Here is a 26,320-nt window from a genome sequence, read left to right as displayed (position 1 = left end):
ATGACAACAAAAACCCTTCAAGAAAAGGCACAAAGCCGAAAATCAAACAAGCATAAACGCAAGCAACTGCCACAAGAAATTATTTGTAAAACAGTTGGTATTGATGAACTCAAAACAAAAATTGAAAATAAAATATTCAATTTATTTAAACGATCAATGAGTGCTAAACATGAAAAATCAACTTCTTATGTAACTAAAGCTATTAATGGAGAATTACCAACCATGAGAATAGCCAACAAAATTCGTGTTGATTATGCCGAATATCAAAAAACTGTTTTCCAACTAATAGAAATATTAAAATATGAATAAATACTGTGCCAAAAATAAAACCATTAAACCTTTTACATAAAAAAAGGGCGCTAGCTACCAACTAACGCCCCAACCATTAAACATTTGCCTTTCGAACAAACGTTCTTGCAATCAACCACGATTGCAGGACAAATATAACAAATTATATGTTGTCAACTCAAACCCACATTGCTCTACAAATAGTCGCCACATTATCTCCGGCGGAAATTGCAGCTTTTGAAAAAGAGTTTTCAAAAAGTTTCGCAGCACAAAAGGCAAATTCCGTGCCAACGAAAATCAAAAAACAAAACCTTTTCGACCCTAAAGTAATGGCCGCTAATTATTTGGCCAATTGGCGAAAAAAACACAATATCCAATGCAAGTGAAAACTTGCCATATTCCTTGACGTTTGCGGTTGCACGAGAGTAACCGCATCCCGATAGGCTTTCCAACGTTCTTACATCAATTACCACTTTTTTAGCCATGCATAGGCAAATACGTTCTTACCAAAATTTTTCTTTTAGAAAAGTTTTAAAGCAGATTAAAAAGTCCTATGCAGCGGTTAAAAGCCAACCAACCAAACTATGTCAATACCAAAGCTAATTACCAAGACCGAACACTTAAAAACGGCCATCGAAAGCATTGAAATGTTAGTCAATGACCATGAAGAAGAAGTTTTGAACCCAATAAAAACCTATCTCAAGCAACAACTTGAAAAGGCAAATATTGAAATTGACAGGTTAAAATCATTAGACGAAATCACTACTAATTTTTAATCTCAACAGTATGAACCAACTACCAGTTAATGAAATTTATGTTACTCCTTTTACTATGTTTCTTCGGAAAATAGTTACTGCATTTAGGATTTTGACCAATAAAAAAACGACCGTTACCATTTTTAATTCAGCCACAAAACAGTATGAAATGCATTATTATAACATGGATAAAAGCGAAGCTGCCATTTGTTGTAAAATGGGATTGATGAAACTTTCTCAAGATCAAGATTTGCAAAGTAAGATAAAAGGCATTTTGCCAGAAAATGTATTGTTATAAGCATTATGGAAATCAGCCAAATAAAAAAAGTGAAAGGCCATTTTTGCTGTGCTTATAGCTGCAATCAAAAACCCGCTCCAAGAAGTGGCGGCCTTTGTGCAAAACATTACGCCCGACAATTAAAAAAACGTGACCCGGTTTATTATAGATACCGAAATTTTAAAGGAAATGCACAACGTCGAGGCAAAGAATTCACAATCACTCTTGAAGAATTTAGACAGTTCTGCATTAGGATAGGTTACATACTAAAAAAAGGCGTATGCGGTAGAGCGGCAACAATAGACAGAAGGTGTAATGCACAAGGTTATCATATTTGGAATATTCAACTTTTAACAATGAAACAAAACATAAGGAAATATTTTGAACATGATAGACTTCATGATGATGTTCCTTTTTAGTGTTGGATAACGGAACGCAGATTGTAGCAGTAGCGTATTAATTAACCAAAACACTACACAATGTGTAGTAGATAGCAAACACAAAAATAATTATTAATCAAACACTATCGTAGCTATTGCTACAATGTGGTGTTATAAACAGTCTTAATATGGCAAGCCAATTAAAAACAGCCGAAATGCAATTATTGGGTTTTGGTCACGCATCAAAAGGGTTTTCAATAGAAAGTTTAGCCGATGCAATGGGTTTAAAAAAATCAGAGTGGATGAAATTAAGAAATCTTGATGATTTAAAACCAAACGACAAACAATCTCTTGATGATAAGTTTCAGGTTAAAGTTTGTAAATGCTCAAGAGTGATAGGAATTAAGAACGGTATCTGCATGACTTGCAACGGCGTTCGCTGAGATTGTTTATAACGTTTCACCGCTATAATTTCGGCGTGGAATAAACAAGTATTACACTTTCGGTTATTACCAAAGCAAACAGAGAAGCAAAATAATTAAATTAATCACTACACCAACGCTGAAATATAGCGGGTGTTAGCAAATCGGTTTTATTATGACAAAAACTAAACAACAAATGGACGAACACATTCAAGATTTAATTGTTTTTGAATTAGAGAGAGCAAGAGAGAAATTTCCAAAAATTACAAATTCACCTCACGAGGGTTTTGCAGTTTTAAAAGAAGAAATTGACGAACTTGATGAAGAAATGGATTTATTAAGGGTTTACAATGATGTTCTTTGGAAATGCGTTAGAAACGATGATTTGACAAGGCAAAAAGAAACTTTAGCTGAAATGAGAATTGTAGCAGTAAGAATGTTGAAAGAAGCAATACAGGTTGGAGCAATGATTGACAAGTATAGTCAAGACGTTCTCTAAACTGTTTGCTAACGAAAACGTATAAGATACGTTGCCTTTTTCGGCAATGGATTTTATACAGTGTTACCTGACTGGTGCGGTTAGATAGCATTAAACTTTGATAAAGCACTAAACTAATAATACACTCTTTTTTGAGCGTTGGCAAATGCCTGATAAGGCAAATTACAACACTATGAAACTACAAGGCAATAAAAATATATTTGGTTCAATATCTGCTGGATATAGTAGCGTTATGATGGCTATAATGTTACGAAAATGGTATCCTGACCATAATATCGTTTACGGAATGGCAAATACAAGTAAAGAAAGAAAAGAAAGTTTGCATTTTATGAATGAATGTAATGACTATTATAACCTTAATATGGTTTGGATTGAAGCAGAATTTCACGAAAAAGGAATTGGCGTTACTCCTAAAATAGTTGATTATAAAAATCTAAAAACTAAAGGCGAAATATTTGAATCTGGAATTAAAAAACTTGGAATACCAAATAAAGAAAACAAATGGTGCAATAGAGATATGAAACTTGAAGTTTTGAGAAAATATGCTGATAGTATTTTTGGTAAGGATAATTACTCTGTTGCAGTTGGTTTACGAATTGATGAAATGGATAGAGTAAGAAAAGATTATAAAACGAATAACGTGTTCTATCCTTTAATGGATCATAAAATTGATAGTAAGGCAAGAAATAAATTTTGGAAAGACCAACCAATACAAATTACAATACCTGCATACAAAGGAAATTGTGATTTGTGTTTTGCTAAATCTAACAGAAAGTTAATGACTATTTTAAAAGAAGAACCAAATACAATGTTTTGGTGGGATAAAATGATTAAGACTTATGGATCTATTACTATTGATGGAAAACCAAGTTATAACGAATTAATGGAACAGAATAATGGTACACAAACCTTTTATAGAGGTTATAATACTATTGAAGATTTAGTAAAAATGGCTGAACAACCATTTACAAAAGCAAATGATGAGTATGTTTATGAAAATGATTTGTTTGATTTAGAAGAAGAATGTGGCTATGGATGCGTAGTTTTTTAACCGCAAACTATCTAAAAAAGGAAGGAAAAAAAAGAGTGTATTATGGGTAAATATAAACAAACCTTTGAATTAATCACTTATTTAGCACTTGCAGGTAACGTTTTGCGGGTTTATTTCAGTTGTGGAAAAACACAAAACAAAGTTTCGGATTGAAACCAAAAATAAAAAGTACAAAATAAACATTAAATTAAGCCTTTTGCCACAATTGAATAAACACGCTGTTAGCAAATCGCTATTTTATAAAATTTTTAAAGATGAAAACAAAAAACATTTTACTTACAATTGGTGGTATTTTATTAGCTGATTATTTGTTAGCTAAAATTAATACTAAACCTCAAATAATTATTAAAAAAAATCTACCATTTAATTACAACGCACAAACTATTCCACCATTCGGAATTTATATAAAAGAAAGCGAAAAAGATAATCAGAAACTTTTAGAACACGAATTAGTACACTGGAAACAATATAATAAATCGGGTGCAATTTTATTTTATTTAAAATATTTGGCTCAAAAAAGTTTATATGGTTACGATAAAATGCCACTAGAAATTGAAGCAAGAAAAATCGTGGGCGAAAGTAATTATTGTCAAAATAATTATACTGATTGTGTCAAAAAAGGCGATTCAATAACTGTATCAAATTCTCAATTTCGTGAGTTCTGATATAGTGTTTGCTAACGAGTGACAGCTTGGCGTCAGTTGCGGAATTTTTAAACAAAAAGTAAAACGAAATGAAAAATTTGAATAAACCGAGTATTCTCCAACGAAACGGAAACCAGCAATTGCGCCAAACTGCGGTTATGCGCTGCTTTTTTCTTAATTTTCAGGCAGAAAAAAACCCGAAAGAAATAATTCAATCGGGCATTTCTAATCTTCTACCCAAAAGGATAGAATCTTATCACATCACAAATATATAGAAATTATGGCAAAACCAACAAAAGCAGAACAAGAAAAAATTTTCGCAAAAGGATTTGGGAAAATCAAAATGTTTAAAGTTGTTTCCTATGGAATGACAACGGAATACATTAAAAATCCAAAAATGTCGCAATCGCAACTTAAAAAAGCACCAACACACACAATTGATGCAACCGAAGCAATGCGCAAAAAAGCGAATGAAAACAAAAAGAAATATGAAGCTGCGCAACCTAAAGAAATATCAATTTTAGAGTATGCTAAAAAAGTTTCTAAAGCGAATAAAGGCAAAATAACACATAAATCTAAAAGTGGAAGCGTGTACTTATTGGTCGGAAGAAAAACAGTTAGAATTTCCGACCATTACATTTTAGACCGTGATGTTATGAACCCAAAAGAACGACACGATTACGAAATTGTACAAAAAGGATTTACGGAAAATGATGGTGTTATTTTAGATTTTAAATAACCGTTTCAACTTCCAGCGCAATCTTGGTAAAGTAGCGCATAACGTCCTGCGGCTATAATTTCGGCGTGGAATGATAAGCATTGCACTTTCGGTTATTACCGAACCAAAACAGAGAAACAAAAACAATTAAATTAATCACGACAGCAACGCTGAAATATAGCCGCTGTTATATGCAGTTTTATTATGAACGAATACCATTTAAAAGAGCAAAAAAGGCTTAACGCTAACAACCCAAAAGTAGAGTTAAATCAGGATGTAAAAGGAGTTGGCAAAAAAGGAAAATCTGGTTGGTTATTTTGGCATCCTGATAAAGATTTGGTTGAAAGAAAAGCATTTGACTATATCACAGTAGAATTTGAAGGAAATAAGAACTTCCGTAAAGTTTCTGCGAGGTTTCTTCAAAATTGCATATAACGTCTTGCGGCTTGCAACTGCTGCGACGATTTATTACTGTTGATTCCAAATATAAAACTTACTTTTGAATTTTCAGAGAAAATTCGTTGAGAAACCCAAGCCACGCAGTTGTTGCAAACTGCTGTTAGCGGCTGGACTTTTACAAATTCAGGAACCAAATTATAATTCCAATATCAATTAAACTCTCAGTTATGTTTATGTACAAATATTTTGGAACAACATATTGTAACAATAAATCCAAAAAAAAATAAAGTAATGATATACCAAATGTAATATATGCAAAAACATATCCCCAACCTCCATAACCTGGAAATAATATATAGTAAATTCCAATAAACAAACCTAACAATACGGTAAGATTTCCAACTGTTACTTTATATTTATTTGGATTGTGTATAGTATTCATTTCGTCTATTTTTTTAGCTCTTTTGCAGAAAATTTGTGGTCTTGCCGCTAACGTGCCGCAGATTGTGATAGTTGCGACGATTAATTACTGATGATTACAAATATAAAATTCCTTTTTGAGTTTTCAGAGAAAACTCGGGATAATCCCAAGCCACGCAATTATCACAAACTGCTGTTGTAGGCTGCCCTTGTTTATCCGTTATTATTTGTCAACTTTTTCGTGGCTAATAGATTTCTGTTGACGGATGCCATAATTCTTTTGACGGATGTTATATTTCTTTTTGCGTATTGTACATACTTTAAGGCGGTTGTTATATTTCTATTTGAGGTTTTAATATTTCTAAGTGCGGTTATTATATTTCAAGTTACTGATTAAATAAGACTTATTGCGGAAGCAATAAGTCTTATTTTGTATGCTGTATTTCTTTTAGTGGTTGGATACTTTCTTTTAGCGGAAAGCTTACATCTTTGGTTTCTTGAATTCTATTCCTTTTACTTGTGCGAATTGTGGACTGTTGGCACCGAAAACGGATTTGATGTATTTTTTTACTTCGTTGGCGGTCTCAACTAATCCTGTAGCGGTTGAATATAACGTTTCGTTTCGTGCAATTCTTGAATTGCTGATTCCTGCATAAGCAGTGGCAACGGCTGTATTCTTTGCGGTTAACTCGGTGATTTTTGCTTGGATGGTAACTACTTTCAAATCGTTCTCGTTTGGTACATAGCTTGGCTCAGCTTCTAATACTGAGTTTAGACCTGCTAAATGTTGAATGAGTTGGTCGTAAGATTGTTGGCTTGTAGAAATTGTTGTCGGGGCAGGAGTGTTTGGGTCGGTTTGTGTTTGTGTTGACGATGTTCTTTTGCCTTGCATTTTACGGTTAAACGTTTTAGCATCGCCAATTGTTTCGGGTGTTGCATCGGTGGTTTGTAAAGCATTAACCAATCGTGTTGACAATGACTTTAGTCCGCTGAAAGCAATGATGCGTTCATTTACTTTGTTGTTGTAATTAGTGTTTTTGGTAATTACGTCTGCCAAATTGGTTTCGGCTGTCGCTTTTAATGTAATAAGTTGTGGAAGTTTTAAACTGTTTTTGGATGGATTGTAAGTAGCTCCATACCCTGTAACGAATTCGATTAAATCTTGGAAATTCGCTACATTTTTTGCGTGTCCTGTTTCTGATGTAGATGCCATGTTTATAGGTCTTTAAAAGGTTAATGATTCTCAAATATAATTAAAAAATTGTATTTGTTTAGTTATTTTCTTATAAATTTCACAGTTCATAGAAACAGTTTACTACTGCCGTTTTGTAAGGGTTTTGGATGATATGTTTTTGTTAAGTTTGGACTTTGAATTTGTTTCTTTGTTTTAAAAGTTTACTTTTGCACCATGATTATGAAAAACACTATTCATTTTATCACAGTTACTCCGCCCTGATTTATAGTCTTTAAATCGAGGGATTACTCCCAAACTATTTTATCGAATTTTTTTCGGTACTGTTTCAGTATATGAAATTGTATCATTCATTTATTTACATCACTTTATGAAAAAAGTATTTAACTTATTTGATTTATCTCAAAAGGTAAATTATAAAACAGAAATTTTATCAGGTTTAACAGTTGCTTTGGCTCTTGTGCCAGAAGCTATTGCGTTTGCAATGATTGCAGGTTTTTCTCCGCTTACGGGATTGTATGCGGCATTTGTTATGGGATTAGTAACGGCTATTTTAGGCGGAAGACCCGGAATGATTTCGGGTGCAACTGGGGCTATTGCCGTAATTTTTGTTGGACTGATTTTGGAATTACGAACAGCTTTTCCTGATATTACTTCGGAAACCATTTTGCAATATGTTTTTGCTACGGTAATTATTGCGGGACTTTTACAAATATTAGCAGGAGTTTTGAGGTTAGGGAAATTTATTCGATTAGTTCCTCATCCTGTAATGTTTGGTTTTGTCAACGGATTGGCGATTATTATTTTTATGGCGCAGTTTCCTAATTTTTACCAAAAGGGAACAGATAGTTTATTACAAGGTTCTGCGATGTGGGTTATGTTAGGATTGACTTTGCTTACGATGTTAATCATTTGGGGTTTACCTAAATTAACTAAAGTTGTTCCGTCTTCCTTAGTGGCTATTTTAGTTGTTGCGGGAATTGTAATTGGTTTTGGTGTTGACACCATGACAGTTGGCGATACTTTGAATGCTGGCGAAACTATTAAAGGTGGTTTTCCACCGTTAACAGTACCTAATTTACCATTTGATTTTGCCACTTTGAAAATTATTTTCCCTTATGCTTGTATTGTTGCAGGTGTTGGTTTGATTGAAAGTTTATTGAGTTTGAACTTGATTGATGAAATTACTGAAACTCGCGGAAGTGGAAATAAAGAGTGTGTTGCACAAGGTTTAGGGAATATTGCGTCAGGGTTTTTGTCTGGAATGGGTGGTTGTGCTATGTTAGGACAAAGTTTAATTAATATTTCAGCAGGTTCAAGAGCACGATTGGCAGGAATTGTTGCAGCTATAACACTGTTAGCATTTATAATGTTTGGTTCTGATTTAATAGTTCAGTTACCTATGGCTGCCTTGGTTGGTCTGATGTTTATGGTTGCCATCGGAACTTTTGAATGGGCAAGTTTGAAAGCTTTTAGAAAAATGCCGTGGTCTGATGTTATTGTAATGGTTTTAGTCACATTGATTACTGCAATTACTCATAATTTGGCTGTTGCTGTTTTAATAGGTGTTATTTTGGCGGCGTTGGCTTATTCGTGGGAAAATGCGAAACGTATTCGTGCAAGGAAATATGTTGATGAAGCAGGAGTGAAGCATTATGAAATATTTGGGCCGTTATTTTTTGGCTCTGTTAGTGGGTTTGCTGAGAAGTTTGATGTGTTGAATGACCCGAATGAAGTGATAATTGATTTTAAAGATAGCCGTGTTGCTGATATGTCAGCTATTGAAGCTTTGAATGTAATTACACATCGTTATCATAAGGTTGGTAAAAAAGTGCATCTTCGCCACTTAAGTAAGGATTGTATTTTGTTGCTCAAAAATGCTGAGGCGATTATTGATGTTAATATTATGGAAGATCCAACTTATAAATTGGTTGTGGATAAAATATAACTGAAATTATGAAATTAACTAAACTATTTAGGGGTTTTTTTGAAAGTGAAAAGTCAGGTGGATTATTATTAATTCTCTGTACTGTTGTTTCATTAGTTTTAGCCAATTCATCTTTGGGTGAAAGCTATCATCATTTTTGGCTCACTCAGTTTTCAGGTAAAAGTATAGAGTATTGGATAAACGATGGACTGATGACAATTTTCTTTTTATTAATTGGTTTAGAGTTAGAGAGAGAAATTTATAAAGGAGAATTGTCAAATATAAAAGATGCTTTGTTACCCATTTTTGGCGCAATAGGCGGAATGTTTATTCCAGCTTTGATTTTTATAATGTTTAATTATGGAACTAATACTCAAGCTGGAGCAGGAATTCCGATGGCAACAGATATAGCTTTTGCCTTGGGTATTTTGTCTTTATTAGGAAATAAAGTGCCAATATCTTTGAAGGTGTTCTTGACTGCTTTGGCTGTAATGGATGATTTAGGAGCGATTTTAGTAATTGCCATTTTTTATACAAAGACGATACTTTGGTCAAATTTATTCATTGCTTTAGGAGTTTATGTTGTTCTTTTTATAATGGGTAGACTGAAAGTTAATAATCTGATTCCATATATAATTGGCGGTGTTGTGATGTGGTATTTTATGTTACATTCTGGTGTTCACGCAACCATAACAGGAGTTTTATTAGCATTTGCTATTCCTTTTGGAAAAGGTGGCAAAAAATCGACTTCCTATATGTTGCAACATTTTTTACATAAGCCTGTTGCGTTTATAATTTTACCCATCTTTGCGTTGGCCAATACCGCGATTGTCTTGAGTTCTGACATAGGTGCAACACTTACTCAAAACTATAGTTTAGGAATAGCATTAGGATTAATTGTTGGAAAGCCCTTAGGGATTTTTGCATTGACCTTTTTTGCGGTTAAAGTTGGAATCTGCCAATTGCCAAGTGATATCAATTGGAAATCTATTTTGGGTGTTGGATTTTTAGCGGGAATAGGGTTCACAATGTCAATTTTTATAACGTTGCTTGCTTTTGAAAGTGAAACTATTATCAATAATGCAAAGTTTGTAATTCTTATTGCATCATTGATTGCAGGACTGTTAGGATTTTTATTTTTAAAGTTTGCTTTAGTTGAAGCTCGTGATGAAGTTAATGAATTGAATTAATTGAAGATTGTATAGAACAATAAGAAAAGGCATTGCGATTCGCAATGCCTTTTTCTTTTCTTGCACTTTTCTTTTTCGGGGTTTTCGTTTAGCAGATGGTTGTTAAGGGTTGCCTACAACTACTATATGTACCAAACTTCCTAAAACACCAACAAAATCAATACTTAAAACTATGAATATCTCAAACTTTACTCAAAACTATGAGCGTGATTTAAGAATGAAGAATTACGCCGTTAACACCATAGAAAACTATGTTTGTCAGATAAAAATGTTTTTAAACTTCTTTAGTAAAAAAGACAGTCCTAAACATATTTCTAGTGATGAAATCAAGGATTATTTATTGACCGCAAAAGAGGTTAATTCTCAACGCCACATGCATTCTGCAATTAAGTTGTTTTACAAACTAACCGTACACCAACCTAAGAAATTTGCCTTTATAGAGTATGCCCGGAAAGATAGAAAACTACCGCAGCCACTTGATGCTTCTGAAGTAAAGAAAATTATTGACAACTGCACAAATATTAAGCACAAAGCCATTATTTACCTACTATATGGATGCGGTTTAAGAGTTGGCGAAGTCATTTCATTAAAAATAACCGACATCGATAGCCAAAAAATGATTATCAACATCATAGCGGCCAAAGGCGCAAAAGACAGACAAGTAATGTTGCCCATTGAAACCTTGCTTTTACTCCGGGAATATTTCAAACAATACAACCCAAAAGAATACTTATTCAACGGCCAATTTGGCCCACAATATTCCGAAAGATCAATAAACCAGTTCTTAAAAAAATATGCAGAATTAGCCGGAATAAGAAAAAACATTCACGCACACCTACTCCGACATTCATTTGCCACTCATGCGCTTGAAAATGGAACCGACATAAGACTAATTCAAAAATTACTAGGACACAGTTCGCCAAAAACTACAGAAATATACACGCACGTTTCATCGCAGTTAATTTCAAACATTCCTAGTCCAATATCTTATTTATCATGAAACTACACCTCTATCCTCAACAATTCGAATACCTCTTTGAGTTATTCTACGGAATGAAATTAGCCGGTGCAAACGATGAAGTTTTCAACAGCATTTTTGCCGATTTAGATTTCGAAGCAAAAGAATATTACGGCGACCGTTACAAAGAAGTTACCAAAGCTTACAACGACCAGTTTCAACTTTTAAATACTAATTGATATGTTTCCAACCAATTTTAACACTAAAGACATAACATTTTCAGAACACATGGAAAATATGTTTAATTGCATTCTGCCTGATTATTTAGCCGAAGCAATGTTTAACGATCAATTTAACGGCCACGGATTCCCATCAATGAAACCTGATTTTGACGAAAACGGATTGCGTTTTGATGTTCATTTCTTGAATAAAATTGGTCTAACAATTTCAATACTTCCTATTCAAGCATTGGCGCAGTTTGTTGATTATGTTACTTATAGTAATTATAAAAATGACCAACAAAATTTTGAACAAGAAATAGCCGATTTTACCGCATTTCAAGAAACTGATTTTGAACATATAAACGCCACCGCATTGGGAAATATGGCTTTCATATACCTAAACACAGAAAACCCATTGATAAAGCAAAAAATAAAAATAATCATCATCACTTGCGCAAGAGAAACCGCTAGAGCAATGGGAATTTTAAAAAACTTCAAACCTGAGTTATCAATCCCTAAAACTGATTATAAATGTTAAGTACAGCCAAAATTCAGACAATTGCCTCAAACCTAACCGCATTGATAAGACAACCAATTTTTGATAGTAGCGAACTCATTTTAGAAGAATTAGCTAATGTAAAAACGGAAGAAGAATTTAACAGAGTTCACAACATTTTTGGATTAATGCGTATTAATCGCTTCACTCCTTTTAGAGATTTAACCCAATGGTTAAAAATGGAACTTTCAGAAGAACAATTTGAAAGGACAATGAAAAAGTTTAACACATAACCCAACCCCGCAACCTTACCAATTGCGTAAACCAAAAACACCAAACAAAACAAAACCATTAAACCATGAGCCAAAAAAGAACCAACACCGGACTTAGTTTCGGTCAACTTTTTGCCAGTAATCTTTTCCCCATCAACGCTAGTTCAACGCTACCCAATGGCAGCCATACTCAAACCGCAACGGCTACCAAAAAGAACGTTGCAGTTACGAGATTGGAGCGTTTAACTTTCGTTGAAACTACCGTGCACCACGAGCCATTAATGGCGCATTACCCCTATATAAACAAGGATGCAATGGCTATGACCATGGATAACTACCGTTTATTCGTAGCCAATTACAATGAAAAGGTAAAAGAAGAAAATAACGCCATCGAAAAGCACAACGCAGCCGTTGAGCAATACCGTTCAAAAAACGCTAACAAACTAACCGATGTGCAAAAAGAATTCTCTCGATTATTCCTAAAACACAACTCGGGAAAAAAGACCAAAGAGTATAACGATGCCGTTGAGAAGTTCAACGCCGATTATGGTATGCTGCACAAAAAAGAGAAATTCAAAACCATCAAGTACGCCACCGAAATCATTTTTCAACAAATGATTTACCTCTATTCTGTTCAGTTGGCCAAGTCAACAAACGAGTATATGAAATTAGGCGTTTCAGAACCAACTCCGGTCAAGCAAATGAACATAAATGCGTGGCATATTGCATCCATCAAGCGAAATGAAATCTTTGCCGTTGATGTTTGCACCGCCACGATACGCAACCATAGAGAACGTTTAGAAGAAGCAGGAATTTTGGTAGATTATATGTTCAGAGGTCACAAATCAGGGCTTAAAATGAACATAAATAGCCAAATTTTGGTTGTTTTTGATGCCAAATCGGGCTTGTTTTCAAACGCTGAAAATCAGTCGCTTAGCCCCAAAACGTCGAAAGATTTTGCATATAATAAAGAAGCTACTAGAACCAATAAAAACAATATTAAGAAAATAGAAAACGGCGTGGCCGCTTTTCTTGGAGAAGGAACGCCTTCGGCTGTCCTTTTATCTTCTTTTCTACAAGAACATCCAATGCAAGGTGCGAAAGTCCAAACACCGGCGGCGTGCGAAAATGTTAAAGTTTCAGAAAATTTAAGCGATAAACTAGAAAATTCAATACTGCATCCGCAGGAATTGGCCGAAAAACTAGCCGCCGGAGAATTCAACAACTACCAACGCATCGACAAACGCATTTTATACAAAGAAGCCATTTACGGAACGTTGACCCCAGAAGAATTCAAGCAGCTAATTATTCAAGAATTCTTTTGCAACGCTGCCAAACTCTATAGAGGTAGAAATGTTTATATCGGAAGTTGGAAAAAAGCCATTAACGCCTACATCGAAAAGCTATTCTTAGTCAATAACGGTGCGGTTTACCTCTACAACAAAGAATTAATGGTCGATAAATTACAGGAAATGTTGTGGCGAATCAACAACGCTCAACGTTGGTTCATCAAAACTAAAATTAATTCGCTTTTCCCGTCCGACTATTTTGATTTTTCACGTACCGAAAAGAAAGAAATGGGCTTTGAATACACTAAAAAAGCGTACCAAAACCACTTGAAATACGTTCAAACCAAGCCACTTTTGGCACAAAAAGCGAAGAAAAACACAGAGTTGCGCAAAGCTTCAGTTAACCACTCGAAAAAATTTGATGCTAGATTGAATCTATTCTTCAAAGGCAAGGTTTCACTCGATGAATTAATAGACTACACAACAGCCAATTTACCGGCCGTTTACATGGAAAAATTATCCGAAGTAATTATAAAAATATCAACTAAATACACTTGTTAGCATGGAACCTTTAAGAAGAAATTTCAACCCAAAATTTTTAGTTGCATTGAGAATTTTACTTTTCTGCTATCTTTTTTTCTCATTTATAATTTGGGACTTGAATCCAGCAGAATGGAGATTATTAGACAGAGCAATTATGGCTATCACATTCATTTTATTAGACAAATTCATTAACAAATAACAACCATTAAACCATAAAAATCATGTACTACTCAGCTATCACAAACGCCGCTTACATTATCACTGCATTATTTATATTTCTTTTCATCAGAACGTTTTCCAAAGTTACATTGTCGCAACTATGGAAATTGGCCGTACAGAAAGTAAAAACCACACTTCGCATAAAATCAGAAATTGAAAAAGCCATAGCCCGTGGAGAAAGAGAATTTCTTTTTAAAAACGGAACCATCCGAATTTATGCCAAAACACAGCCAATGGCATTATACAAATTCAAAGAAATGCAACGCAAAGAAAAAGCCGCTCAATTATTGGCCACAATGAAAACCAAACCAAAAACCGCCACAAGAATATTGGCAAAAAACAATAAAAAAGCGAGTTAGTATGCCATTTTACGACAAAGAAAAATCACGTTTAAAAATGGTCATTCTCACGAAAAATGGCTACCCAAACCAAACCGTTTACAGCCCAATAGACCAAAACAAAAAACATGATAAAACCATTATGGAAGGAATGCTCCGGCGATGGTACGCAAAAGACATCATGAAAACCGCCCAAGTTATCCAGTTCTATGATAACCAAACCGGCCAACTAATCGAAAAAATCAAAGCGCAATGAAAAAAGTAACTCTCAAAAAATTGGAACATTCAGAATTACAGGTATTACAGGCACAAATAAACATTTTTGCCACGTTTTTAGGACAACATTTAAAATCGTCCGATTTGACCACGTTTTTAGATTCAATTATAGCCTTGGACCTGTCTAGTAATTTGTTCTACGTTCTTAGAAATCGAATTGAGAAACAAAACTCTTTTTCCAACCTTAATTTATCACTTGCACAAGCTGCAACCATAGTTAAAGCTTGCCAATTTCAAATTTACGAGCGCAACGAATACACTAAAAATGTAATGCTAAAAATTTCTAATTCTATAGATCAACAATTAAAATCACTCACATGAAAAAAATCCTAAAAATCATTGCAATAACGCTACTCGTTTTATTGTCATTATCCTGTCAACAAAAGGAAAAACCGCAGCCATCAATCAAAGTTTATCCCAACGTTGAAGTGTCGTATATCGACTATGCAATAATGAACGAAATCAACATTGTCCGGTTAGAAAACAACTGTGATTTGTTGACATTTAAGCAAGAACTAACCAACGTTGCGGCAACGCATTCCAACTGGATGGCTACCAACGAAAAAATGGATCACCACTATTACACCGAACGCCAAAAACACTTTCCGGAACAGTTGTTAGGCGAAGTAATAGCGTTTAATTTCCGTACGGCAAATGCAACCGTTCAAGCTTGGTTAAAATCACCCAAACACCGTGAAGTGATGCTTTCTAAGAAGTACAATTATTTTGGCGTTGCAACGGCTTACAACGCTCAAAATCGACCTTATGTAACTGCTTTATTCTTGACTAAATAATTATGGAAATAACGAATATAACTCTATCAGAATGTATGACAATTATTAAAGAGTTGTCTAAATCGGATTTTGCTTTTGTTGATGAAATACCGGAAGTTTTACAACCCGATTTTCACCAATTTATTGTTGGTCATACGATGTCAAATTTAGATGGCAGAACAATTACCTATGATATGAAAGCATATTACAAAAAACTAATGCATCAAGGAACTTATTATTCAATTCATTGGAAATTATAAACATAACAGCGGAAGCCGAAAAGCTAACAGAGTAGGCAAACCATTAAATCAGTTATTATGAATGCAACAGAAGGTAGAATCGTAACGTTTACACCAAGCGAAAGAACAAAAAAGAAGTTCAAAAACAAACAAAAAGACACCTATCCGGCTATCATTACAGAAGTAAATAAAGATAGCGTTGATTTGACCGTTTTTGGCGTTCGAGAAGAAGTTCACATTAGTAACGTTAAAAACCTCACTAAAGCAGAAGAAGGCCGTTCATTTTGGGATTGGCCGGTTAGACAATAACCAGTATCAACTACTTTATAAAACCACTCGCAACCGGGTGGTTTTTTTTATGAAAACTTCTCAAGAACCAACTTGACTTCAGTAGGTTTTAAAGTCTTAACATCGCCCGCTTCTTTCAAGCTGCATTGGCGACATTCTTTTATGATTTTGTTGATTTCTGTGCGAACTGTTTCCGTGTTAAACTCTCGCAAAATATGAAACAGTGCGCTTTTTTTTTGCGGCTTAATTAATTCATTTGGGTAAAACATAAGAACGTTGGTTTTGGTTTAATGGCACTTCAAAAATATAAATAAAATGCAATACCAAAAAATAAAAATCCTCGATAATCCTCAATAATGTTCGATAATCCTCAACAATCCTCGTGAAAACTACTCAAAACTCACGAATCGTAAAACCAAACAATACAATCGTTAAATCTTTGTTACCGTAATAATTTTCATTTAGTAGGTTGAGATTAGAATTAGTAAAAAAACAGGACTGAAAAAGTTTGTAGTACATCAAAAATACAACCGAATTAAAATCAGTCCTTTTTTACCTAAAAATTCAAGTATGACCGCCCAAGAAATTGAAATAGTAAATAGAGCGTTGTATCGGCCATTAAAATCAGGTCGTGAGTTTGAAGCAGTAATGCCAAGGTTTAACGGAATCATTCACAAATTCGATAAATCTACAGACAACAACAACACATTCAAAACGCTCGAATTTATGGAGTATTGGGCAAAGAAATACGCCTCTCAATGTGCCAAACTAGCCAAATTATTACAAGGAAAAACAATAGAGCAAACCTGTAAAAACATCTACACTTTTCTCTACGACCATTTCCAATACAAGTTAGACGGCGAAGCCCAAGACTTAAGAGCGTTGAGTGCTGCATGGTATGACAGACAAAACGGAATGGATTGCAAAAGTTACTCTCTAATAGCGGCAAAGATTTTACAAAATCTGAATATCAAATGCGCTTTTAGAATGGTGCAACTGGGTTCGCCAAAATGGTCACACGTTTACGTTGTGGTTCCCGATGGAAGCAAATACCACGTTATCGATGCCACAACGCACGACAACAAAGAAGTAAGATTTACAAAAAAATACGATAGAAATATGTATCATCAAGGTTTAGCATCACCCATAACTACTGGCTTAGGCTGTTCGTGCAACGGACAATCTATACATAAAACTGGTTTAGGCAATCCGGGAACGTTGGCACAATCTATCAAAAACCTTCATGTTTATTTAGATCATCTTGAAAACATGGGCGTTTCAAGAAATGTTACTGATACTATTTTGCAAATTGTTAAACGCAATGTTCAAAATGGCGTTGATCCTAATATGCAACAAGTTGTTCAAATGGCAGTAGCCATGAACAGACAACAAGGATTAGGCTTCAATTTTGGCGAAACAGCTTCCACAGCAGTAGCAGCTTATTCAGGCGACCCAATGGCTATCAAAAGTTTGATTAGCAAAATTATACCAACCAGTTTTATTAATTCAACATTCGGGGCCGTTTTTGCTAATGGCTTAAATTTTTCATGTTGGGGTGCAAGTTTAACACCACAAATGGCTACAGACAGAATTAAAAAAACGTATGCTCCATATTTTGAAAAGTTAATCAACAATATCAACAATGCTTCTTCTGACTATGCAAAAAAAGAAGCCATCAAAGAGTTCATTTTAAAAGCTAATATCATTTGTAGATACTACAAAGAGTTAAAGCTTTTAGAAGCTAGTTGGAGTAGTTGTGCTAAAAAAGCCATCAAAGAAGTTTACTGGAAATTTTTTGACCCTGTAAAAGCAAAAGCAGATCAATTGCTAGACTTAATGAAAAGCAAAGGAGCAACAGTAACATTAATTGCCAATAACCCTATTAGCTATGTAATTCCGGCTAACATGACAGGTGACGGCAAAGAATATCTTTCAAAAAAAGTTACCCGAGGGTTAAATGATGTACCTCTTGTTGATTTGTCAAAAGTTGATTTAAACCAACAAACGCAACCAACAGCACCAACACAAAATTTGGTTTGGACAGAAAACGCCGATGGAACAGTTACCGTTACGGACACCAATACAGGTCAAACGGCAACGATTAGTAAGGAAGAAGCCATTAAAGAAGGTTATAAACCAAAAAATGAAACCCCAAATAGCGGACTTTCAACAAATGCCGTTTTAGGAATTGGAGCCGCTGGATTAGCAGCATTTATGCTTTTTTCTCCTAAAACCGATGTTACAAAATCAACACCTCAAAATAGATCCACAAAAACCAAAAGTAAAATTAAATAAGTAAAAGTTATGTTTCAGAAACCAAACGTAAAATCAAGTGGAAACGCAGTTGTCAATTTATTGGCAGTTGGTGCGGGCGTAAAAGTCGCCGATGTTGCTTCCGCTGTTCTTCCTGCTGATTGGTCAGCATGGAAAAACTGGGCGTTATTCGGATTAGGCCTAGTAGGCGCTGCATCTGTTGACACCAAAAAACCAAATGGCGACAAAGCCCAAATGTTCTTTATTGGATTAGCCGGGAAACCGCTATACAATGAAATCACCGGAATTGCCAAAGAAAATGTTGCCGCACAAGATGAGACAACTATTACTGGTAAAATTATGAATGCTTTAGTTGGACATCAACTAGGTAGTTCATATGAGCCAGCAAATGACATCATGGCAAGATTAGGCAACTCAGCAGACTGGTCAGCTCGTGAATTTTTAGCGAATTCTGAAGAAGATATGTGGAGCAGAGCCGGAGCCGAAGAAGTTTCTTTTTCAGGAGTATAAGACACTCAAAAAATTAGTATAACCCAACATTCATCAATAATAATTAAATTTTAAAACAAGAAATCATGAATAAGATTTTCAACACAGCATTTTTCCTTACGGTATTGGCGTTTTTGTCAATGATCCCGCAACAATTATCAGCTCAATTGGTTAAAGACCTTAACACAGGTTCAATCGTTTTGGATGACCAAACCCTTGAAATCAAAAAAGAAGTCGTTGGTGGTGGTACAATCGATTTAATCGACGGTACAACTGAAAGAGTTGACGGTATTTGCTCTTTTGATAAGAACAAATTACAAACCGGTAGAGCTTTCGTATTTGACCAAATAGCGATTAATTATGCAACCGATGCAGCTTCAGGAAAAGAAGGCGAATTGGCTTATAATACTGCCGCTCCTGCTGCGCTTCAAAATGCCATTTTCATTTTAAGTCAAGATGGTAGAGTAGTATTTAGTGCACCGGTTCGTGACTTAACCAACATTTTAACTGGACAAAAGGCTTCTGATGCTTACACACAGTTAAAGTCATTGCGATACTTCGCCGATGATAGAACCATCACTATGCAAATTAAATTCCCTCCGGGAGTTTCATTGTCAAACGCAGCTAAACATTATGTTTATGTTCGTTTGAACGGCTTGCAAACAAGCAAAAAAGGCAACGCATAACACCCAACCATTCAAACCTTAAAAACGCCTTGTCTTTAGTTTAAGGCAAGGCGTTTTTTTATTCACTCACACTTTTAAAATTCACAAAATGAATAAAAGATATGAATTTGTTGTAGCCAATGTTTTTTTGGCTAAAACAACTGTTTTAGGAACAATTAATTTAGATGTTCCAAGCGGTAAAATTGTTGCAATTGGTAACGTGATAGCGGGTGATCCTGAAAACAGAATCATCAATTTATCTATTCTTAACAATGGTAATGAGGTTTTGAAGCCTGCTGATTACCGTTTTACTGAAAAAACAAACGGTGGCGATTGGTTACAATCATTGCGCCCTGTTGATTTTGACGGCGGTAGAATGTATGAAACTCGTTACACGGCTCCGGCAGCTTCAGCAACAGAAGATTTAAATTTCCAAGTACTTTTTGTAATCGAAAAACCTGAGTACTAATGTGCTTTCAAAAAGGAAATGTAATCAATAGCATCATAGGAAACGATCATTCTCAATATTCATTATTGGGAATGATTAGTCCTACGTTTCAAAATCAAGGTACAGCCTATGTAAATATTGCCGGTAGAAAAGTTTTACCCGGAGAATCATTTAGCATTGACTGTCCTAATGTTGAATTGCAAAACGCAATTTCAATCAATTTTGAAGCCGATCCTGCTAAAACGAAAATCCTATACATAGGGTTCGTAAAACTAGAAAAAAACTAACCAACTCAATTCACGCAAGATATGAGCAACATTCAAACAACCATTGATTTTTTGAAACAGTTTCCGGATAAACACTTTATCACGATAACCAATACAGAAAATTCTAATCCAGTAGGACAATCCAAAATTTTCATCAAAGACATTCCTAATGAAGATTTAAAAAATTACATCAAGTTCCAACTTGGAGCCATCACTAAACCAACTTTAGTTTGGGTAGAATTACGCCGTGAAAATGGCACTTCTTCACAAAAAAAAGGAGCGTGCGGCATTCAAGTTTCACCTGATTTTGTTCAAGAACTTGCTGCACCGGTGGTTCAAAATTTACAGGTTTCGGCTCCAACAGTTCATGAAGCTTCGCCTATGAATAATTCAATGTTAGGCAATTCTTTTGGATTAGGATTCCACGAAGTGATGAAAATGAATACCGATTCGGCTATGCTTATCGAAGTTAGAAAGCAATTGGATGATGCAAAAGAGGAGATCAAAGAACTAAAGCACAATAACCGAAAATTAGATCTTGATTTAATCGAGCAAAAAACAAAAGTTGCCACAGCAGAACAGCAAAAAGAGTTAGCCGTAATGCTGGCTACAGCCGGACAAAAAGGCTTCTTTGATGGCGAAGGCTTTCAAAAGCTATTAGAAAAAGCCCCGGATATGCTTGAAAAAATAGCAGCTATGAAAGCCGGTAATTCTGAAGGCGTAAGCACGTTGGGTAATCCAAGCTATAACGCTGCTCAAAAGGAATTCATTGATTACGTAGTTGAAAACTGTTCAGATGAACAAATCAAAGGTTTAATTGGCATTTGCTTCTATATAAAAAACCCGGAGTTCCAAGCTGAATTAACCGAATTGATTAACAAATACAAAGTTTAGTCATGGCAGAAAAAACAATAGTAGTCAAAGGCAGTTCAGATATGGACGTTTTGACAAGAATAGCGGCCGTTGAAGAAATTTTGGCATTACCAACCGATCAGTTAAAAAGGTTACGTGAATTAGCCAAAATTCCAAAGGCGAAAGGCTATTTAGAAAGCGAAATTAAGTTCCAAACATTAAGAGTTTTATTAAGATAATGACATATAAATCAAAAATAGGAAATCCGGCAATGATAGCAGCAGCATCAAAAGCCAAAGATTCAGAAGCAGCAAAACAAGCCGCCTCTACTATTCCTTTTTTGATTAAAGCCGGTGTAATTACCGGAATTGTCGTTGTTGGTGGCGTTGTCATTTACAAAATGGTAACTAAGTTCAAAAAAATGGATGAAGTTTCTAATTATTCTCCGGCAAATGTGACTTTTTCACAAGCTAGAGCAAAAGCAACAGCCATAAAAGAAGCTTTAGGATTTTTAGGATTTGGTAATGATTTTGAAACTATTTCCAGTCAGTTTGCTAATGTGAACTATAACGGTTTTGTTCGAATTTACAACGCCTTTAATGTTGAAGGAAATTGGTTAACCGGTTATTCTGATATGATTGAACTTTTGAATTCAAAACTCAATCGTGAACAAATTTTGCAACTCAAATTTTTATTAGGTGGTCAATTTTTTAGATCGGGCCAACAGCCAACGGTAAAAGAAATTCAAACGACTACAGAAGTGAAAAAATTAAAATTTGCAGGCGTATGACACCAAAGGAAAAAAAATATTTAACTATAGGCGTTTCAGCAGTAGCAGGAATTAGTGTTTTAATTCTCCTAACTCGCAAAAAAACAGAAACCGGAACCTATTCGGAACCAACAGGAAACGGAACGGTTAACGCTCCTACTTTTAATGCAGTTACAGTAATGAACAAATTACTTAACGCTATGAAAACAACCGGTACCGATGAAGCGGCAATTTTTAAAGCCTTGACTAACGTAAATCAAACCCAATTTGGCCAAGTGGTTAAAGCTTTCGGAATTAGACAATACAACAGCACTATGGGAAATCAAATCAATTATTTTCCGGTGTATCAATTGCCTTATGTAAACTTGAAAGGATGGTTAGAGAATGAGTTAAGCGACGAAAACTATTCTTCATTACAAAAAAAATATCCTAACTATTTGTAACATGAAAAATCCATATTTCTCACACGGTTTAGGCTATTCATTGGATAACAATATTTCTGCTGTTTCTACAGATAGAGATTATTATCCTTATGAAGATTTATCGCCTATAACAATAACATCACAACCAACGGTTCAAAACGCAATTCCTAAACCAATTGCAACTACGCCTATTACGATAAAAAACCAAGTCAATGCTACAATGACTTTAAAAACTTTGGTAGCTGATACTGTGGGAGTTTTGCCACTGGCAACGGTAAGCATCAATAACGATAAATTTTCAACTACTGAAACAGGTGTTTTCCAAAAAACAGGCATAGGCATTAATGATATTGTTACAATTACATACGTGGGTTACAAACCATTTACCGCCAAAGCATCTGATATTCCTGCTAAAGTGATTTTACAAGAAGCTTCAGAGCAATTAAATGAAGTTGTAATTATCACGCCCAAAACAACAAACTGGTTAGCATGGTTAGCCGTTGGAACAGTTGGAGCCGTTTTAGTTCGTGAAATGACAAAAAAATCAACACGAGAAACAAGAGTTATACAAAAACCAAAAGAGTTACCAAAAACAGTAAAAGCAAAGATATAAGTTAGTTCAGTTTCATTGCGTGAATGTTGCCCGATTGGCTGTTTTGTGAGAGTTAGAACAGCCAAAAAGGCAATTCTTAAAAAAAAATAAAAATGAGTTTGATTTACGAAAATAAAGTACCATATGCTTACCGTTCCGCATTTGTGGCAAGGGTAAAAGTCATTTCTGCTGCATTAGGCATAAATCCTAACTGGTTAATGGCCATCATGTACTGGGAAAGCGCACGTACATTTTCGCCATCAATTACTAATTCATTAGGCTATACTGGATTAATTCAATTTGGAACTGCCGCCGCTAAAGATTTAGGAACTACTACCGCAGCTTTGCGAGCCATGACAGCGGTACAACAGTTGGACTATGTTTATGCTTACTACAAACTTTGGTTTAGACGATTAGGCATAAAAAAAACAGACAGTTACATATCAACATACTTAATCACGTTGTTTCCGGCTGCTGTTAATAAGCCGCTTTCTCATATCATTCAAAAAGGTTCAATTACAGCTGAAAGATTTGCAAACAACAATCCGGCTTTTGATTTAAACAACGATAAAAAAGTAACCATTGCTGAAGTTGAAAAAGTTATGCTTAAACATTTACCAAGTGAATGGATTAAAGATTTTGTAAAAAAAAAGGAGTAGCCATCGGGATAGGTGGCAGTATTTTTTTGATAGGAACAGCATTGATAGTAAAACATTATTACGATAAAAAAAATTAAAATGGGCATTACAGTAGGAGTAGTAAAACCTGATAATTCTAACGGCGGTGGCGGTTCAACGCCTAACAATCTTATTGAAATAATTTCTATTGAAAACCAACAGGAATATGAACTACCTGAAGGCACGGTAATTCAATCTATTTTTTTTAATAAAGCATTGTGTTTGCCTAATGAATATGAAATAACGCTAAACGTTGTAAAATTTCTTTATCCTGACCCAATGACCGCCGGAGATTCAATAGCTATAATATCAGCAGTAACAGAATAATTCAAAATACAATGAAACCAATTTATAAAATATTAATTTTTCTTTTTTCTATAGGAGCATTGGCGCAGCCAAAGCCGGTTAGCTATACCCGTTTAATTTTAACTGAAAACCCATTAAAAGTTTCGGCAACACGTGCTTTAGTACAAGATTCAGCAACGGGAGAATTTGGCTATATCTCAAAAACCGACTTTGTAGAAATTGTTGAAGCCAATGACTTTGCTTCTTTCCCGGTGACAGGATTAGCCGGTCATATTTACGTTGACAAAACAAGCAATCTTACTTACCGTTGGAACGGTAGTGCTTACGTGCTTTTATCGCCGTTTAATTTAGAACCTTTAGAAGTCAATACAACCGATAGAACCGTTTGGAATAACGGAAAAGCGAATATTGCCAGCAATACATCATTTGGCGATGAAGCTTTGAGAAGCATCACTACCGGAAGTTCTAACACCGCTTACGGATTTTCGGCTTTGCGAAGTAATACATCAGCAGTTGCCAATACTGCTATAGGTTTAGGATCATTAAACCAAAACACAACAGGCTCTCGAAATGTATCTATAGGCACTCAAACGCTTTCTAACAATATTTCAGCTACGGAAAATGTTGCCGTTGGAAACAACGCTTTACTGCTAAACACCGCAGACAGTAACACGGCTTTAGGTCATGGTGCGCTTGCAACCAACACAACCGGAACTAATAACGTAGGTATTGGTCATAGCGCAAGAGGTTTAAATAACAATGATACTAACCAAATAGTTATAGGCCACAACGCCATTGGCGCCGGTTCTAACACCGCTACATTAGGGAATACCTCTATTACTACAACCCGATTACGTGGAGCCGTACAAGGTGGTTCATTTGTTAAAGATGGTGGTACAAATTTGCAGTATTTAATGGCGGATGGTTCAGTTTCAACTGCTCCGGCGCCTAAACAAAATATTTTAGTATTAATTGGTGGTCAATCTAATAGCGGTACTGATCCAGCAACAGGTCGTGTTCCTTATGCCGATATGCCAACATATCTACAAGGCACACCCACGAACATTAAATTTGTGAATGTCGTAATGTCGGCTTATGCTTTACAGGATTGGTCACCTGACCCAGCAAATCAATGGGGTTATTTAAATCAGATTCTTTATAATTTATCAAACGAATACACTAATGTAATTTTCTCTAAACGAGCAATTGGTGGGACTGATATTTTACCCGGTCATTTAGGAAATTACAACAGGGATGATTTTAAAGCTAAATCTTTATATGCAATTTCACAAGCAGATTCTCAATGGGGTGCCGGAAATTACGATGTTGTTGTTCTTTGGAATTTAGGAGAAACAAATGGCGCAACTTTAGTGGGCGCACAAGTTTTTGAAGACGCTTCAAAAGAGTGGTTTTTGGAGTTGCGAAGTCAGGTTGTAAACTTGCCTATAATTTACAACAAAATAGGTACACTTCAAAGGCAATCATTTCCGTATATTGTTTCAAATATCCAGCCGTCTCAATACAATTTAAGTTTGTTTGATTTTAGAAATAAATTAGTTACAGGAGAAAGTGATAGTAAGTGGGAATTGCAAGACATAACAGGAGATACTTCTCATTACAACAAATCAGGAGCGATAACCTTAGGAAACAATTTTACTGAAAAGATTTTTGAAGTTTTAGAAAGGGAAAAAACAAATAATATTCCGCCCGTTTTAGTTTCTGTAACCTGTACTAATGCTAGTCCAAATCAGGTAATATTGACGTATGATAAAACATTAAACCCAGCCGTTTCTCCATTTTGGAAAGATTTTGTTTTAAGCGGTACTCGAAAAGTTATATCGACTTCTATTAGTGGTTCAACTTGTATTTTGAATTTGTCAGAGCCATTTTACAACTCAGGAAGCACAATTACATTGACTTACTACAGGTGCGATAATACCGAAAGTTCAATTCAAGACTTATTCGGAAACAAAGCTATTGGATTTACATCTGTTCCAATAGTTTCAACAGTCACAACAGGTACGCCAACATATACCAATAGATATACTTCAAACTTTTCAGCAGGAGTGGATGGTTGGACTGGTGATGCAAACACCACACCATCAGCACCTGAAACGATTGACGGTGTGTCGAACGCTTTAAAAGTTTTGCTGAACGGAGATACAACGCCCTTAGTTTATAAAACAGGCGTTTTGACAGGTACAATTGGGCATACTTACCGAGTGAAATTTTCTATATATGTCCCAGAGGCTTATTTTGGAAATGGTGTTTCTGTTTCATCTATAAATCTGAAAACAAGCGCAGAAACATTTTCTTTTTTATATCCGCAATTAAGAGGGTATTTAATGGCAAACAAATGGCTGAATTTAGAATTCACGTTTACAACTGCTACTACAGGTACGCAATTGCGTTTTGAGGGTGTAGGCGTTTTAGGTAGTTCTTTTTATTTAAAAAATATAGTTGTAGATAAAATTAATTAAAACAAA

39 protein-coding genes are annotated in these 26,320 nt (G+C 35.1%); 37 read left to right on the top strand and 2 right to left on the bottom strand.

Features of this window, described 5'->3' with window-relative positions; genetic code table 11:
• The 11 genes from ACK4R1_RS04720 (at position 1) to ACK4R1_RS04670 (ending at position 5,469) form a co-directional block, all read left to right on the top strand.
• A complete protein-coding gene (locus tag ACK4R1_RS04720; protein ID WP_409684209.1) occupies positions 1-309 on the top strand; it encodes a hypothetical protein in 309 nt (102 codons plus the stop codon).
• Positions 310-455: 146 nt separating this feature from the next.
• Positions 456-674, top strand: coding sequence for a hypothetical protein (locus ACK4R1_RS04715; RefSeq protein WP_409684207.1), 219 nt, complete (start codon positions 456-458; stop codon positions 672-674).
• A gap of 198 nt (positions 675-872) precedes the next feature.
• Complete coding sequence (locus ACK4R1_RS04710) at positions 873-1,064, top strand: hypothetical protein (protein WP_409684205.1); 192 nt, start codon at positions 873-875, stop codon at positions 1,062-1,064.
• A gap of 10 nt (positions 1,065-1,074) precedes the next feature.
• Positions 1,075-1,341: a hypothetical protein gene (locus ACK4R1_RS04705; protein WP_409684203.1), complete on the top strand. Its 267-nt coding sequence runs from the start codon at positions 1,075-1,077 to the stop codon at positions 1,339-1,341.
• 5 nt (positions 1,342-1,346) lie between these two features.
• Entirely contained in the window at positions 1,347-1,739 is a 393-nt protein-coding gene (locus ACK4R1_RS04700) for a hypothetical protein (RefSeq protein WP_409684201.1), read from the top strand.
• Positions 1,740-1,888: 149 nt separating this feature from the next.
• Positions 1,889-2,143, top strand: coding sequence for a hypothetical protein (locus ACK4R1_RS04695; protein WP_409684199.1), 255 nt, complete (start codon positions 1,889-1,891; stop codon positions 2,141-2,143).
• Positions 2,144-2,297: 154 nt separating this feature from the next.
• On the top strand, positions 2,298-2,621 hold the full coding sequence (locus ACK4R1_RS04690; RefSeq protein ID WP_409684198.1) for a hypothetical protein: 324 nt from the start codon (positions 2,298-2,300) through the stop codon (positions 2,619-2,621).
• A 172-nt stretch (positions 2,622-2,793) separates the two neighbouring features.
• Positions 2,794-3,672, top strand: coding sequence for a hypothetical protein (locus tag ACK4R1_RS04685; protein WP_409684196.1), 879 nt, complete (start codon positions 2,794-2,796; stop codon positions 3,670-3,672).
• Between the two features lie 254 nt (positions 3,673-3,926).
• Entirely contained in the window at positions 3,927-4,337 is a 411-nt protein-coding gene (locus tag ACK4R1_RS04680; RefSeq protein ID WP_409684194.1) for a hypothetical protein, read from the top strand.
• A 259-nt stretch (positions 4,338-4,596) separates the two neighbouring features.
• On the top strand, positions 4,597-5,055 hold the full coding sequence (locus tag ACK4R1_RS04675) for a hypothetical protein (protein WP_409684192.1): 459 nt from the start codon (positions 4,597-4,599) through the stop codon (positions 5,053-5,055).
• Between the two features lie 183 nt (positions 5,056-5,238).
• Positions 5,239-5,469: a hypothetical protein gene (locus tag ACK4R1_RS04670; RefSeq protein ID WP_409684190.1), complete on the top strand. Its 231-nt coding sequence runs from the start codon at positions 5,239-5,241 to the stop codon at positions 5,467-5,469.
• 865 nt (positions 5,470-6,334) lie between these two features.
• Here ACK4R1_RS04670 and ACK4R1_RS04665 read toward each other — a convergent pair.
• The gene (locus ACK4R1_RS04665) at positions 6,335-7,066 is read right to left on the bottom strand and encodes a hypothetical protein (RefSeq protein ID WP_409684188.1); all 732 of its coding nucleotides are present in this window, start codon (positions 7,064-7,066) and stop codon (positions 6,335-6,337) included.
• A gap of 349 nt (positions 7,067-7,415) precedes the next feature.
• Between ACK4R1_RS04665 and ACK4R1_RS04660 the strand changes: the two genes are divergently transcribed.
• The 13 genes from ACK4R1_RS04660 to ACK4R1_RS04600 all read left to right on the top strand — a co-directional run bounded on the left by ACK4R1_RS04660 (position 7,416) and on the right by ACK4R1_RS04600 (position 16,095).
• Positions 7,416-8,993, top strand: coding sequence for a SulP family inorganic anion transporter (locus ACK4R1_RS04660; RefSeq protein WP_409684186.1), 1,578 nt, complete (start codon positions 7,416-7,418; stop codon positions 8,991-8,993).
• Positions 8,994-9,001: 8 nt separating this feature from the next.
• Complete coding sequence (gene nhaA / locus ACK4R1_RS04655; protein ID WP_409684184.1) at positions 9,002-10,162, top strand: Na+/H+ antiporter NhaA; 1,161 nt, start codon at positions 9,002-9,004, stop codon at positions 10,160-10,162.
• A 172-nt stretch (positions 10,163-10,334) separates the two neighbouring features.
• Entirely contained in the window at positions 10,335-11,162 is an 828-nt protein-coding gene (gene xerA, locus ACK4R1_RS04650) for a site-specific tyrosine recombinase/integron integrase (RefSeq protein WP_409684183.1), read from the top strand.
• A complete protein-coding gene (locus ACK4R1_RS04645; protein ID WP_409684181.1) occupies positions 11,159-11,359 on the top strand; it encodes a hypothetical protein in 201 nt (66 codons plus the stop codon). The genes xerA and ACK4R1_RS04645 overlap by 4 nt, the downstream gene beginning before the upstream one ends.
• A 1-nt stretch (position 11,360) precedes the next feature.
• Positions 11,361-11,879, top strand: a complete 519-nt coding sequence (locus ACK4R1_RS04640) for a hypothetical protein (RefSeq protein WP_409684180.1) — start codon at positions 11,361-11,363, stop codon at positions 11,877-11,879.
• Positions 11,873-12,130, top strand: a complete 258-nt coding sequence (locus tag ACK4R1_RS04635; RefSeq protein ID WP_409684178.1) for a hypothetical protein — start codon at positions 11,873-11,875, stop codon at positions 12,128-12,130. Before ACK4R1_RS04640 ends, ACK4R1_RS04635 begins: the two co-directional genes overlap by 7 nt.
• Positions 12,131-12,195: 65 nt before the next feature.
• On the top strand, positions 12,196-13,959 hold the full coding sequence (locus tag ACK4R1_RS04630) for a hypothetical protein (protein WP_409684176.1): 1,764 nt from the start codon (positions 12,196-12,198) through the stop codon (positions 13,957-13,959).
• A 203-nt stretch (positions 13,960-14,162) separates the two neighbouring features.
• Entirely contained in the window at positions 14,163-14,519 is a 357-nt protein-coding gene (locus tag ACK4R1_RS04625; RefSeq protein WP_409684174.1) for a hypothetical protein, read from the top strand.
• A 1-nt stretch (position 14,520) separates the two neighbouring features.
• The gene (locus ACK4R1_RS04620) at positions 14,521-14,754 is read left to right on the top strand and encodes a hypothetical protein (protein ID WP_409684173.1); all 234 of its coding nucleotides are present in this window, start codon (positions 14,521-14,523) and stop codon (positions 14,752-14,754) included.
• The gene (locus tag ACK4R1_RS04615; RefSeq protein ID WP_409684171.1) at positions 14,751-15,095 is read left to right on the top strand and encodes a hypothetical protein; all 345 of its coding nucleotides are present in this window, start codon (positions 14,751-14,753) and stop codon (positions 15,093-15,095) included. The genes ACK4R1_RS04620 and ACK4R1_RS04615 overlap by 4 nt, the downstream gene beginning before the upstream one ends.
• Complete coding sequence (locus ACK4R1_RS04610; RefSeq protein WP_409684169.1) at positions 15,092-15,568, top strand: CAP domain-containing protein; 477 nt, start codon at positions 15,092-15,094, stop codon at positions 15,566-15,568. The genes ACK4R1_RS04615 and ACK4R1_RS04610 overlap by 4 nt, the downstream gene beginning before the upstream one ends.
• Before the next feature lie 35 nt (positions 15,569-15,603).
• A complete protein-coding gene (locus ACK4R1_RS04605) occupies positions 15,604-15,807 on the top strand; it encodes a hypothetical protein (RefSeq protein ID WP_409684167.1) in 204 nt (67 codons plus the stop codon).
• Between the two features lie 57 nt (positions 15,808-15,864).
• Positions 15,865-16,095 (top strand): hypothetical protein, encoded by a 231-nt coding sequence (locus ACK4R1_RS04600; RefSeq protein WP_409684166.1) that lies wholly within the window; start codon positions 15,865-15,867, stop codon positions 16,093-16,095.
• A gap of 47 nt (positions 16,096-16,142) precedes the next feature.
• Here ACK4R1_RS04600 and ACK4R1_RS04595 read toward each other — a convergent pair whose 3' ends face one another.
• Positions 16,143-16,343 carry a hypothetical protein gene (locus ACK4R1_RS04595; protein ID WP_409684165.1) on the bottom strand — a complete coding sequence of 67 codons (201 nt, stop codon included), beginning with the start codon at positions 16,341-16,343 and terminating at the stop codon, positions 16,143-16,145.
• A 301-nt stretch (positions 16,344-16,644) separates the two neighbouring features.
• On the opposite strand from ACK4R1_RS04595, the gene ACK4R1_RS04590 reads away from it, so the two are divergent.
• The 13 genes from ACK4R1_RS04590 (at position 16,645) to ACK4R1_RS04530 (ending at position 26,314) form a co-directional block, all read left to right on the top strand.
• The gene (locus tag ACK4R1_RS04590) at positions 16,645-18,369 is read left to right on the top strand and encodes a hypothetical protein (protein WP_409684163.1); all 1,725 of its coding nucleotides are present in this window, start codon (positions 16,645-16,647) and stop codon (positions 18,367-18,369) included.
• Positions 18,370-18,378: 9 nt separating this feature from the next.
• Positions 18,379-18,858: a hypothetical protein gene (locus ACK4R1_RS04585; protein ID WP_409684161.1), complete on the top strand. Its 480-nt coding sequence runs from the start codon at positions 18,379-18,381 to the stop codon at positions 18,856-18,858.
• 65 nt (positions 18,859-18,923) lie between these two features.
• Entirely contained in the window at positions 18,924-19,523 is a 600-nt protein-coding gene (locus tag ACK4R1_RS04580) for a hypothetical protein (protein WP_409684159.1), read from the top strand.
• An 88-nt stretch (positions 19,524-19,611) separates the two neighbouring features.
• Positions 19,612-19,971 carry a hypothetical protein gene (locus ACK4R1_RS04575; RefSeq protein ID WP_409684157.1) on the top strand — a complete coding sequence of 120 codons (360 nt, stop codon included), beginning with the start codon at positions 19,612-19,614 and terminating at the stop codon, positions 19,969-19,971.
• Positions 19,971-20,237, top strand: a complete 267-nt coding sequence (locus ACK4R1_RS04570) for a hypothetical protein (protein ID WP_409684155.1) — start codon at positions 19,971-19,973, stop codon at positions 20,235-20,237. Before ACK4R1_RS04575 ends, ACK4R1_RS04570 begins: the two co-directional genes overlap by 1 nt.
• A gap of 21 nt (positions 20,238-20,258) precedes the next feature.
• On the top strand, positions 20,259-21,110 hold the full coding sequence (locus ACK4R1_RS04565; protein WP_409684153.1) for a hypothetical protein: 852 nt from the start codon (positions 20,259-20,261) through the stop codon (positions 21,108-21,110).
• Between the two features lie 2 nt (positions 21,111-21,112).
• Complete coding sequence (locus ACK4R1_RS04560) at positions 21,113-21,307, top strand: hypothetical protein (RefSeq protein WP_409684151.1); 195 nt, start codon at positions 21,113-21,115, stop codon at positions 21,305-21,307.
• Entirely contained in the window at positions 21,307-21,858 is a 552-nt protein-coding gene (locus ACK4R1_RS04555; protein ID WP_409684149.1) for a hypothetical protein, read from the top strand. The genes ACK4R1_RS04560 and ACK4R1_RS04555 overlap by 1 nt, the downstream gene beginning before the upstream one ends.
• On the top strand, positions 21,855-22,280 hold the full coding sequence (locus ACK4R1_RS04550; protein WP_409684147.1) for a hypothetical protein: 426 nt from the start codon (positions 21,855-21,857) through the stop codon (positions 22,278-22,280). The genes ACK4R1_RS04555 and ACK4R1_RS04550 overlap by 4 nt, the downstream gene beginning before the upstream one ends.
• A gap of 1 nt (position 22,281) precedes the next feature.
• Positions 22,282-22,872 (top strand): hypothetical protein, encoded by a 591-nt coding sequence (locus tag ACK4R1_RS04545; RefSeq protein WP_409684145.1) that lies wholly within the window; start codon positions 22,282-22,284, stop codon positions 22,870-22,872.
• Between the two features lie 92 nt (positions 22,873-22,964).
• On the top strand, positions 22,965-23,510 hold the full coding sequence (locus ACK4R1_RS04540) for a hypothetical protein (RefSeq protein ID WP_409684143.1): 546 nt from the start codon (positions 22,965-22,967) through the stop codon (positions 23,508-23,510).
• A gap of 78 nt (positions 23,511-23,588) precedes the next feature.
• Positions 23,589-23,855 (top strand): hypothetical protein, encoded by a 267-nt coding sequence (locus ACK4R1_RS04535; protein ID WP_409684141.1) that lies wholly within the window; start codon positions 23,589-23,591, stop codon positions 23,853-23,855.
• Positions 23,856-23,866: 11 nt separating this feature from the next.
• Positions 23,867-26,314: a hypothetical protein gene (locus ACK4R1_RS04530; RefSeq protein ID WP_409684139.1), complete on the top strand. Its 2,448-nt coding sequence runs from the start codon at positions 23,867-23,869 to the stop codon at positions 26,312-26,314.
• Positions 26,315-26,320 lie beyond the last annotated feature (6 nt).

The sequence above is a fragment of the Flavobacterium sp. genome (assembly GCF_046293665.1).
Taxonomy (GTDB): domain Bacteria; phylum Bacteroidota; class Bacteroidia; order Flavobacteriales; family Flavobacteriaceae; genus Flavobacterium.
This window is presented reverse-complemented; position numbering and strand designations above follow the sequence as displayed.

Bases quoted from the DNA above. Each gene is read 5' to 3' on its own strand.
- ACK4R1_RS04720 (WP_409684209.1), top strand. From the start codon at position 1: ATGACAACAAAAACCCTTCAAGAAAAGGCACAAAGCCGAAAATCAAAC.
- ACK4R1_RS04715 (WP_409684207.1), top strand. From the start codon at position 456: ATGTTGTCAACTCAAACCCACATTGCTCTACAAATAGTCGCCACATTA.
- ACK4R1_RS04710 (WP_409684205.1), top strand. From the start codon at position 873: ATGTCAATACCAAAGCTAATTACCAAGACCGAACACTTAAAAACGGCC.
- ACK4R1_RS04705 (WP_409684203.1), top strand. From the start codon at position 1,075: ATGAACCAACTACCAGTTAATGAAATTTATGTTACTCCTTTTACTATG.
- ACK4R1_RS04700 (WP_409684201.1), top strand. From the start codon at position 1,347: ATGGAAATCAGCCAAATAAAAAAAGTGAAAGGCCATTTTTGCTGTGCT.
- ACK4R1_RS04695 (WP_409684199.1), top strand. From the start codon at position 1,889: ATGGCAAGCCAATTAAAAACAGCCGAAATGCAATTATTGGGTTTTGGT.
- ACK4R1_RS04690 (WP_409684198.1), top strand. From the start codon at position 2,298: ATGACAAAAACTAAACAACAAATGGACGAACACATTCAAGATTTAATT.
- ACK4R1_RS04685 (WP_409684196.1), top strand. From the start codon at position 2,794: ATGAAACTACAAGGCAATAAAAATATATTTGGTTCAATATCTGCTGGA.
- ACK4R1_RS04680 (WP_409684194.1), top strand. From the start codon at position 3,927: ATGAAAACAAAAAACATTTTACTTACAATTGGTGGTATTTTATTAGCT.
- ACK4R1_RS04675 (WP_409684192.1), top strand. From the start codon at position 4,597: ATGGCAAAACCAACAAAAGCAGAACAAGAAAAAATTTTCGCAAAAGGA.
- ACK4R1_RS04670 (WP_409684190.1), top strand. From the start codon at position 5,239: ATGAACGAATACCATTTAAAAGAGCAAAAAAGGCTTAACGCTAACAAC.
- ACK4R1_RS04665 (WP_409684188.1), bottom strand. From the start codon at position 7,066: ATGGCATCTACATCAGAAACAGGACACGCAAAAAATGTAGCGAATTTC.
- ACK4R1_RS04660 (WP_409684186.1), top strand. From the start codon at position 7,416: ATGAAAAAAGTATTTAACTTATTTGATTTATCTCAAAAGGTAAATTAT.
- nhaA (WP_409684184.1), top strand. From the start codon at position 9,002: ATGAAATTAACTAAACTATTTAGGGGTTTTTTTGAAAGTGAAAAGTCA.
- xerA (WP_409684183.1), top strand. From the start codon at position 10,335: ATGAATATCTCAAACTTTACTCAAAACTATGAGCGTGATTTAAGAATG.
- ACK4R1_RS04645 (WP_409684181.1), top strand. From the start codon at position 11,159: ATGAAACTACACCTCTATCCTCAACAATTCGAATACCTCTTTGAGTTA.
- ACK4R1_RS04640 (WP_409684180.1), top strand. From the start codon at position 11,361: ATGTTTCCAACCAATTTTAACACTAAAGACATAACATTTTCAGAACAC.
- ACK4R1_RS04635 (WP_409684178.1), top strand. From the start codon at position 11,873: ATGTTAAGTACAGCCAAAATTCAGACAATTGCCTCAAACCTAACCGCA.
- ACK4R1_RS04630 (WP_409684176.1), top strand. From the start codon at position 12,196: ATGAGCCAAAAAAGAACCAACACCGGACTTAGTTTCGGTCAACTTTTT.
- ACK4R1_RS04625 (WP_409684174.1), top strand. From the start codon at position 14,163: ATGTACTACTCAGCTATCACAAACGCCGCTTACATTATCACTGCATTA.
- ACK4R1_RS04620 (WP_409684173.1), top strand. From the start codon at position 14,521: ATGCCATTTTACGACAAAGAAAAATCACGTTTAAAAATGGTCATTCTC.
- ACK4R1_RS04615 (WP_409684171.1), top strand. From the start codon at position 14,751: ATGAAAAAAGTAACTCTCAAAAAATTGGAACATTCAGAATTACAGGTA.
- ACK4R1_RS04610 (WP_409684169.1), top strand. From the start codon at position 15,092: ATGAAAAAAATCCTAAAAATCATTGCAATAACGCTACTCGTTTTATTG.
- ACK4R1_RS04605 (WP_409684167.1), top strand. From the start codon at position 15,604: ATGACAATTATTAAAGAGTTGTCTAAATCGGATTTTGCTTTTGTTGAT.
- ACK4R1_RS04600 (WP_409684166.1), top strand. From the start codon at position 15,865: ATGAATGCAACAGAAGGTAGAATCGTAACGTTTACACCAAGCGAAAGA.
- ACK4R1_RS04595 (WP_409684165.1), bottom strand. From the start codon at position 16,343: ATGTTTTACCCAAATGAATTAATTAAGCCGCAAAAAAAAAGCGCACTG.
- ACK4R1_RS04590 (WP_409684163.1), top strand. From the start codon at position 16,645: ATGACCGCCCAAGAAATTGAAATAGTAAATAGAGCGTTGTATCGGCCA.
- ACK4R1_RS04585 (WP_409684161.1), top strand. From the start codon at position 18,379: ATGTTTCAGAAACCAAACGTAAAATCAAGTGGAAACGCAGTTGTCAAT.
- ACK4R1_RS04580 (WP_409684159.1), top strand. From the start codon at position 18,924: ATGAATAAGATTTTCAACACAGCATTTTTCCTTACGGTATTGGCGTTT.
- ACK4R1_RS04575 (WP_409684157.1), top strand. From the start codon at position 19,612: ATGAATAAAAGATATGAATTTGTTGTAGCCAATGTTTTTTTGGCTAAA.
- ACK4R1_RS04570 (WP_409684155.1), top strand. From the start codon at position 19,971: ATGTGCTTTCAAAAAGGAAATGTAATCAATAGCATCATAGGAAACGAT.
- ACK4R1_RS04565 (WP_409684153.1), top strand. From the start codon at position 20,259: ATGAGCAACATTCAAACAACCATTGATTTTTTGAAACAGTTTCCGGAT.
- ACK4R1_RS04560 (WP_409684151.1), top strand. From the start codon at position 21,113: ATGGCAGAAAAAACAATAGTAGTCAAAGGCAGTTCAGATATGGACGTT.
- ACK4R1_RS04555 (WP_409684149.1), top strand. From the start codon at position 21,307: ATGACATATAAATCAAAAATAGGAAATCCGGCAATGATAGCAGCAGCA.
- ACK4R1_RS04550 (WP_409684147.1), top strand. From the start codon at position 21,855: ATGACACCAAAGGAAAAAAAATATTTAACTATAGGCGTTTCAGCAGTA.
- ACK4R1_RS04545 (WP_409684145.1), top strand. From the start codon at position 22,282: ATGAAAAATCCATATTTCTCACACGGTTTAGGCTATTCATTGGATAAC.
- ACK4R1_RS04540 (WP_409684143.1), top strand. From the start codon at position 22,965: ATGAGTTTGATTTACGAAAATAAAGTACCATATGCTTACCGTTCCGCA.
- ACK4R1_RS04535 (WP_409684141.1), top strand. From the start codon at position 23,589: ATGGGCATTACAGTAGGAGTAGTAAAACCTGATAATTCTAACGGCGGT.
- ACK4R1_RS04530 (WP_409684139.1), top strand. From the start codon at position 23,867: ATGAAACCAATTTATAAAATATTAATTTTTCTTTTTTCTATAGGAGCA.